We start from the raw sequence: 7544 nt of genomic DNA, 5'->3' as shown, positions 1-7544 counted from the left end.
CGGCCGTGACATGGCCGAGCGAGCCGGTCGGGTCGGCCAGCCAGGCGTGCGCCAGCCGCAGCAGGTCGGCCTGCCCCTCGACCGGCGCCGGCCCGGGCGCGGCCCGGCGGGCGGGCCCCCGGCGGGCGGCCGCGGCGGCGACCGCCAGCTCCGGCCCCGGCACGTCGAGCACGATGGCGAGCCAGCCCAGCCAGAAGTCGCCGGGAACCCGCTCGCCGCGCTCCCAGCGGCTGACCTCGTGCCGGCTCACGGTGTGCAGGCCGGCGGCCGTGGACAGCTGCTCGGCCACGCGCAGCTGCGACCAGCCGTGCGCCTGCCGGAGCGCGGCCAACATGGCGCCCAGTGGGACGGGCGCGGTGGACGGTGACGGCGTGCCGCCCGGATCTTGGGCGGTGCATGCCTCAGACACGGCGAACTGAGCCCCCTCGAGTGTCACGACCTCCTGACGTGCGTGCCGACCCCTCGGTCGCCCGGCAGCGCCCGACCCCCGGGCGCCGCCGGACGCCCCCGTAACCCCCGCGCGGGCGCCCACCCGGCCGATAACCCCCGCGCGGGGCCGGGAGCGGGCATCCGTGCCGGGTAACTCTCTACCGCGTGGGTACGACGTTTTCCGGCGCGGAAGATCCGTACCGCGGTGGCCACGAACGTTGGCCGGCTTGGCCGGACCGGGTGAGCACTGGGCCGAAGGCCGCGGTACGCGGGCCGCCACGCTCTGAGACGACTCGACTGCGGCTCGAGCGCAACCGATACAGTCACTGAGTGGCACTAGGTCTCCCCTCCGTCCTCCCCGGTGGCTCCCAGCCGTCGATCGGTGACCTGATCGCCGGCCCGGCGCCGACGTTCTCGTTCGAGTTCTTCCCGCCCAAGACGGCCGAGGGGCAGCCGCTGCTCTGGCAGGCCATCCGCGAGCTGGAGCCCTTGCGGCCGTCGTTCGTCTCGATCACCTACGGGGCGGGCGGCACCACGCGTGACACCACCGTCGCCGTGACCGAGCGGGTCGCCACCGAGACCACGCTCCTGCCGATGGCCCACCTCACCGCGGTCAACCATTCGGTCGCCGAGCTCCGCCACGTGATCGGCCGGCTGGCCGGCGTCGGCGTGCGCAATGTGCTGGCGGTGCGCGGCGACCCGCCGGGCGACCCGATGGGCGAGTGGGTGCGCCACCCCGAGGGCGTGCTGTACGCGGCGGACCTGGTCCGGCTGCTCAAGGAGTCCGGCGACTTCTGCGTGGGCGTGGCCGCTTTCCCCTACAAGCACCCCCGGTCGCCCGACATCGCCAGCGACACCGACCGCTTCATCGAAAAGTGCCGGGCCGGCGCCGACTTCGCGATCACCCAGATGTTCTTCGACGCCGACGACTACCTGCGCCTGCGCGACCGGGTGGCCGCCGCCGGCTGCGACACCCCGATCGTGCCCGGTGTCATGCCGGTGGTCCGGATGGCCACGATCGAGCGGTCCGAGCAGCTCTCCGGCGCGCCCTTCCCGCCCGCGCTGCTGGAGCGCTTCGAGCGGGTCTCCGGCGACGCCGACGCGGTGCGCCGGCTCGGCATCGAGCAGTGCAGCGAGATGTGCGCGCGGCTCCTCGACGAGGGCGTGCCGGGCATCCACTTCATCACCCTCAACCGTTCGACGGCGACCCGTGAGGTGTGGCAGAACCTTCCGGCCGGCGCCCGCGTCTGATCGACCCGCCGGGCGGTTGATCCCAAGGTGGGCAAGGGCCGGCTGAGCTGGGACGAGTACGCGGTCGGGTGGGCCCGGCTACACGGCGGGTTCGATCCGCGCAAGGCCGGGCCGCTGGTGCGCGGCTGGCTCCGCGTGTCGTACGTGATCGGCTCGGGGCTCGCCCGCGTCGGCATCGCGCCGGCCGCGGTCACGTTCGGCGGGCTGGTGCTCTGCGTCTCCGTGCCGCTGCTCGCCGACCGCCCCGCCCTCGCCGCCGTGTTCGTACTGCTCGCCGCGATGGCCGACAGCGTCGACGGCGCCACGGCGGTGGTCTCCGGCCGCGCCACCCGGCTGGGCTACCTGTACGACTCGGTCGCCGACCGGCTCGGCGAGGCCGCCTGGCTCGTCGCCTTCTGGCTGGTGGGAGCGCCGGGCACGCTGGTGGTGGCGGCCGGCGGGCTGTCCTGGCTGCACGAGTACATCCGCGCCCGGGTCACCGCCGCCGGCATGCGCGACATCGGTGTGGTGACCGTGGGCGAACGGCCCACGCGGGTGTCGGTGGCGTTCGTCGGCCTGCTGCTGGCCGGCGCGGTCGAGCTCGTGCAGACTGACCTGCCGGCCGGCACGATCACGGTCGTGACGGCGGTCTGGGTGCTGCTGGCCCTGGTGGGCATCCTCCAGCTGCTCGCCGCCTTCCACCGCGCGCTTCGCTGAGGCCGCGCGCCGCCTGCCGCGCCCGCCGCGCTTCGCTGAGGCCGCGCCGCCCGCCGCGCCCGGCGCCACGCTTTCGCCGAGGCCGCGCGTCGCGCGTCGCGCGTCGCGCGGAACCTCAGCGCGCCGCACCCCGCGCCGGAAGGTCAGTGCGCCGGGCCGATCTCGGATGCCACGATGTCGGCGCTCAGCGCCACCATCGGGAGGCCGCCGCCGGGGTGGACCGAGCCGCCCACCAGGAACAGCCCCTCGACCGGGCCGCGGTTGGCCGGGCGGCGCAGCGAGCCCGCGGTGCCGTAGATCGAGTCGCCGGGCGGCAGTACCTCGCGAAACACAAGCCGGTCGCGGACCGCGACGCCGCGGGCTTCGAGCACGTCGAGGACGCGGTCGGCGTACGCCTCCGCGAGGCCGGGGCGGCGCCAGTCGACCGCGTCCGCGGCCGTGCCCTGGCGGGCGGCGTTGACCAGCACGAACCAGGCCTCGTGCCCGGCCGGCCGGACGAGCGGGTCGTCCGCCACCGTCACGTACACGGTCGGGCCGGGTGCCGGCCGGGCCCGCACACCCCGCCCCGGATCGCCGAAGACCGCGTCGAACTCGGCGTCGTAGTCGTCCGGGAAGTACACGTTGTGGTGCGCGAGACCGGACTCGCCGCGTACCCCCAGGAGCAGCACGAAACCGGAGAGGCTGCGGTCGGCCAGCCGGGCCAGCCGGCGCGGCGCGGGCAGCAGGTCGCGGTAGACGTCGCGAGCGTCCACATCGGTCACCACCACGTCGGCGGGGAGGCGCTCACCGTCGGCGCGTACCCCGTGCACCCGCCCGCCCGCCGCGTCGATGGCGGTGACCGCGGTGCCGCAGCGGACGACCACGCCCAGGTCCAGGCAGCGGGACAGCAGCGCGTCGGCGAGCGTCGCGAGTCCGCCGGGCAGGTACCAGCCGCCGAAGGCCAGCTCCGCGTACGCCGCCGCGAGCAGCGCCGCGGGCGCCCGGCGCGGGTCGGCGCCGGCGTAGGTCGCGTACCGGTCGACGAACATCCGCAGCCGCGGGTCGCGCACCCCCAGCCCGCGCAGCGTCTGCCCGGGGCGGATCGCCCACAGGTCGGACAGTCGCCACAGCTGCCGGGCCGGCGACAGCGAGGTGCGGAGCACGTGCCGCCACGAGGTGTCCCAGATCCGCCCGGCCCGCCGCCACAGCCCCGCCCACTCGGCGGCCGCGGCCGGGCCGAGCGCCGCGCCCACGCGGGCCGCGAAGGCGTCCGGGTCGCGGCACGAGTCGAGCACCGTGCCGTCCGGGAAGCGGTGCCGCACGATCGGGTCGAGCGGCACCGGCTCGACGAGGTCGCGTCCCGTGCCCGCGACACGACGAGAAGGGTCGAACACCTCCGGCAGCGTCAGCAGGCTCGGTCCGGTGTCGAAGACGAAGCCGTCCCGCGCGTACCGGGCCAGCTTGCCGCCCACCGCCTCGCCGCGCTCCAGCACCGTCACCCGGTGCCCGGCGGCGGCCAGGCGGACGGCCACGGACAGCCCGCCAACGCCCGCGCCCACCACGACCACGTTCACGGCACCCTCCTCCCGCGCCAGACCAGCCGGCCCCGCCGCCGCTCGCGGTGCGACCGCACCACCAGCCAAGCGAACACCACGATCGAAACCGGGTGGGCCAGCGCGTCGGGCCAGGCCCGACCCCCGGTCGCCCGCGCCGCCACCACCCTTCCCAGGACACCCATCAGGTACGCGCACAGAGCACCCGCCGGCGCAATAGTGACCAGGATCGGCGGAAGTGCGTACAAAGCGAGCAGGAGCAGCACGACCGGCCAGGCGACGCCCGCCCAGAGCGACTTGGCGTAGCCGTCCGCCAGCTCTCGCCAGCTCGTGTACATGCGGCAGGTGGCCAGCGCGGACCCGTCGGCGAGCGCGATCCGTCCGCCGGCCCGCTTGACCGCGCGGGCCAGCGTCACGTCCTCCAGCACCTTGTCACGCACGGCCGCGTGGCCGCCCGCCCGGTCGTACCCGGCCCGGTCGACCACCAGGAACTGCCCGCCCGCCGCCGCGAGGGAGGGGCGTGGCGAACGCTCCATCGCGCGCAGCGGCAGGAACGTCAGCCACGACCACTGGAGCAGCGGCTGCACGAGCCGCTCGCCCACCGTCCGCGCCACGATCCTCGGGTACGGCGAGAGCAGGTCCACACCGGCCGCCCGCAGCTCGCCGACCGCGGCGGCCACGGCGTGCGGGGCGAGCACCACGTCGGCGTCCACGAAGACAAGGGCGGTGGCGTGCGGCGCGAGGGCGGCGAGTTGATGGCAGGCGTGCGGCTTGCCGAGCCAGCCGGGCGGCGGAGGAGCGCCCTGCTCGACGCGGAGGCCGTGCGCGCGGACCAGGTCGGCGGTGCCGTCCGTGGAGCCGTCGTCGAGCACGACCACCTCCAGCCGCGGCACGCCCCGCTGGGCCTTCAGCGCGCGCAGGCACGGCTCGACCCGGTCGGCCTCGTCGCGCAGCGGCAGCAGCACGGCCACCCGCTCGTCCACTGTGGAGGCACCGGTCGGCCGGCGGAGCAGCCGCGCGTTGATCACGGTGTGCGCGGTGAGCGCGGCGACGACCGCCACGAGCAGCCAGGTCACGGTGACTCGTCGGTGCCGCTGGGAGCCGCGTGCGGACCCGGATGCCGGTCCGGGTCTTCCTCGCGCAGCGACCAGGCCAGCGGGGCGGCGAGCAGCCCCATGCCCAGCGCGCCCCACAGCGCCGAGCCCGAGCCGGGCAGGTCGAGGAAGACCGCGTGCGCCACGACGCTGCCGGCGTACGTCCACAGGTACAGCGCGTACATCGGCGCGTCCTCGGTGCTGGCCTCCCGCGCGCTCGTGCGGACGAGGACGGTCATCACCAGCGCCACGCCGAGCCAGCCCAGGTAGTTGCCGAGCGGTATGCCGGGTACGCCGGGCAGGGCGGGGCGGGGGTCGGCCCAGGTCCAGTACCCCTCGGCGACCATCTGCGGGTCGAGGAAGAGGTCCCAGGCGGCGAGCCCGACCGCGGCGAGCGCCACGCGGCCCGCCCGCGAACGGGTGACCCGGACCGCCGCCAGCCAGGCCGGCCAAGCCATCCAGGTCCAGGCCAGCGGCACGACAAGGGACACGCCGGCCAGCCGCGGGCCGAGGTCGGCGGAGTAGGCGTACTCGCCGAACGGGAAGCCGGTCGCCACGCCGAGCGCCTCGACCGCGAAGCCGCCGCCGGTGGTCACCAGCACGAGCCAGACGGCCACCCGTGGGCCGCGGGTGAGCAGCGCGTGGCTCACCGACGTGGCGTACCCCAGAAGGACGGTGGCCACGGTGACCGCCGCGCGGGCGCCGCCGCCGGTGAGCGGATAGCTGATCTGGACGAGGACGAGCCCGCCCAGCAGGGCCCAGGGCAGGCTGCGTCTCACGCGGTCAGGTGGGGAGGGGGAGCTGCCGCCCCAACACCGCGAAGGCCCGCTCGTCGCCGGGAAAGCGGAAGTCACGCAGCACGTCGACGAACTCGAAGCGCCGGTAGAGCCGCCAGGCCCGGGAGTCCCACTCGTCGGCCTCGGGAGTGGAGAGCAGGGTGGTGGCGCCGCCGGCCATGCGCAGCAGCGCGCGCAGCTGGCGGGCGCCGACGCCGTGCCCCTGCGCGGGTGGGCGGACGTGCAGCTCGACCACCTCGAAGCAGTCGGTGAGCCAGGTCTTGCGGGCCTCTTCGGACAGTGCGCCGCGCACCTGGTCGTGCCACCACTGGCCGGCGGCGGACGTGTACCCGTATCCGAAGCCGACCAGGTGGCCGTCGCGGGTGAGCGTCGCGACCGCACGGAACCCGGGCCGCCGCGCGTGGGTGGCGATGTAGCCGCGCCGCGCCTCCAGCAGCTCGGCCCGGTAGCCCATCGCCTCGCCGTACACCGCGACGACGTCGTCCAGCCGCCTGGTGAGGTCGTCCGGCATCCACGGCACCAACCTCATGCGCGCCCGCGCTCCCCTCCGTCATTCCAGCCAACGACCTTACGGTCGCCCATGACCCCCAGTACGGCGAACCGGGCGAACAGGTCCTCCGCGTACCACCCTTCGGTCGGTGTTCGGAGGATCGCCGCCCGGTGCTCCGGGTGACGGTACGCGAACTCGGTGAGGTCTGCGGTGTTCCGCCACACGCTTACCGTGCCCTGCCAGCCGATCGGTGCCTCGCCGATGCCGAAGCGGGCGAGCTGCCCCGGCGCGGTGGCCGCGGCGGCGGCGACCGGCGGGACGGCGCGCCAGAACGTCACCGCCCGGCGCGGGCGGAGCCGTGCCCGGGTGAGCGCGAGCACGGGCCCCTCTGTCTGGCCGCGCGGCTCGCCGAAAGGCGTTGTGCCGGACCACTTTCCGCGGCTGGTGAGCGGGCTGAGGTCGATCCGGAGGCGGCCCTCGGCGATGCGTTCCCAGGCACGTGCCACGGGTGTGCCGTCGAAGCCCTCCGCCGCGGCCGCGTCGTCCCAGACCACCAGTGCGGCGTACCGGGTCGGGTCGGCGTCCGTCAGGCCGAAGCCGTCGCCGGTGCCGAGCAGCTTGGCGAAGCGGACGCCGGACGTGGCGCGCAGCCGCCGCCGGTCGAGCGCCATCCGGACGAAGGCGCGCGGCACCGCGCGGCGGGGGACCCGCCACACGTGGAGCGTCACGAACGGCGTCACGCGACCTCTGCCGGGCTCCCCGCGGTGATCCGGACCAGCTCGGCGTAGGTGGTGGGGAAGACCGCCTGCGGTACGCCACCGGCGGCCCAGATCTCGCCGTACTGCTCCAGGGCGGTGTCAACGAGCGTGCGGAGCGGCTTGGGGTGGCCGAGCGGGGCGACCCCGCCGATGACCTGGCCGGTGTGCGTGCGGACGAAGTCGGGGTCGGCCCGCTTGAGCTTGCCGACACCGAGGTCGGCGGCGACCTTGGCGGTGTCCACCCGGTGCGCGCCCGAGGTCAGCACCAGCAGCGGCTCGCCCTCCGCGTCGAAGATCAGCGAGTTGGCGATCTGGCCTACCTCGATGCCGAGGGCGGCGGCGGCCGCCGCCGCGGTGTGCACGGCCTCGGGCAGCAGCCGGACCTCGCTGGGCCGGCCGGAGCCGTCGCGGGCGTCGGCGCCGCGCAGCGCGTCTCGTACCGCCTGGACGTTAGGGTGTATAGCCTGCACATTCGGGTGTGTGGACATGCCGACCAT

9 protein-coding genes are annotated in these 7544 nt (G+C 75.5%); 2 read left to right on the top strand and 7 right to left on the bottom strand.

The features are described 5' to 3' along the window. A partial coding sequence (locus ACTMTJ_RS39875; protein WP_441223940.1) for a helix-turn-helix domain-containing protein occupies nucleotides 1-409 on the bottom strand: 409 nt, incomplete at its 3' end. A gap of 350 nt (nucleotides 410-759) precedes the next feature. Here ACTMTJ_RS39875 and metF point away from each other — a divergent pair. Together metF and ACTMTJ_RS39865 are read left to right on the top strand one after the other, a co-directional pair. Further along, a complete protein-coding gene (gene metF, locus ACTMTJ_RS39870; RefSeq protein ID WP_441223939.1) occupies nucleotides 760-1680 on the top strand; it encodes a methylenetetrahydrofolate reductase [NAD(P)H] in 921 nt (306 codons plus the stop codon). A gap of 27 nt (nucleotides 1681-1707) precedes the next feature. Next, nucleotides 1708-2376, top strand: a complete 669-nt coding sequence (locus ACTMTJ_RS39865) for a CDP-alcohol phosphatidyltransferase family protein (RefSeq protein ID WP_441223938.1) — start codon at nucleotides 1708-1710, stop codon at nucleotides 2374-2376. Nucleotides 2377-2519: 143 nt separating this feature from the next. Here ACTMTJ_RS39865 and ACTMTJ_RS39860 read toward each other — a convergent pair whose 3' ends face one another. The 6 genes from ACTMTJ_RS39860 to ACTMTJ_RS39835 are packed head-to-tail and all read right to left on the bottom strand — an operon-like array spanning nucleotide 2520 to nucleotide 7535. Further along, complete coding sequence (locus ACTMTJ_RS39860; RefSeq protein WP_441223937.1) at nucleotides 2520-3929, bottom strand: phytoene desaturase family protein; 1410 nt, start codon at nucleotides 3927-3929, stop codon at nucleotides 2520-2522. Next, nucleotides 3926-4984: a glycosyltransferase gene (locus ACTMTJ_RS39855; RefSeq protein ID WP_441223936.1), complete on the bottom strand. Its 1059-nt coding sequence runs from the start codon at nucleotides 4982-4984 to the stop codon at nucleotides 3926-3928. Before ACTMTJ_RS39855 ends, ACTMTJ_RS39860 begins: the two co-directional genes overlap by 4 nt. Then, nucleotides 4981-5781, bottom strand: coding sequence for a carotenoid biosynthesis protein (locus ACTMTJ_RS39850; protein WP_441223935.1), 801 nt, complete (start codon nucleotides 5779-5781; stop codon nucleotides 4981-4983). The genes ACTMTJ_RS39855 and ACTMTJ_RS39850 overlap by 4 nt, the downstream gene beginning before the upstream one ends. Before the next feature lie 4 nt (nucleotides 5782-5785). Continuing rightward, entirely contained in the window at nucleotides 5786-6328 is a 543-nt protein-coding gene (locus ACTMTJ_RS39845) for a GNAT family N-acetyltransferase (RefSeq protein ID WP_441223934.1), read from the bottom strand. Continuing rightward, complete coding sequence (locus ACTMTJ_RS39840; protein WP_441223933.1) at nucleotides 6325-7029, bottom strand: monooxygenase; 705 nt, start codon at nucleotides 7027-7029, stop codon at nucleotides 6325-6327. The genes ACTMTJ_RS39845 and ACTMTJ_RS39840 overlap by 4 nt, the downstream gene beginning before the upstream one ends. Then, nucleotides 7026-7535: a YbaK/EbsC family protein gene (locus tag ACTMTJ_RS39835; protein WP_441223932.1), complete on the bottom strand. Its 510-nt coding sequence runs from the start codon at nucleotides 7533-7535 to the stop codon at nucleotides 7026-7028. The genes ACTMTJ_RS39840 and ACTMTJ_RS39835 overlap by 4 nt, the downstream gene beginning before the upstream one ends. Between the last annotated feature and the right edge of the window lie 9 nt (nucleotides 7536-7544).

It is taken from the genome of Phytohabitans sp. LJ34, from assembly GCF_052068095.1.
In the GTDB taxonomy this organism is placed as follows: domain Bacteria; phylum Actinomycetota; class Actinomycetes; order Mycobacteriales; family Micromonosporaceae; genus Phytohabitans.
This window is presented reverse-complemented; position numbering and strand designations above follow the sequence as displayed.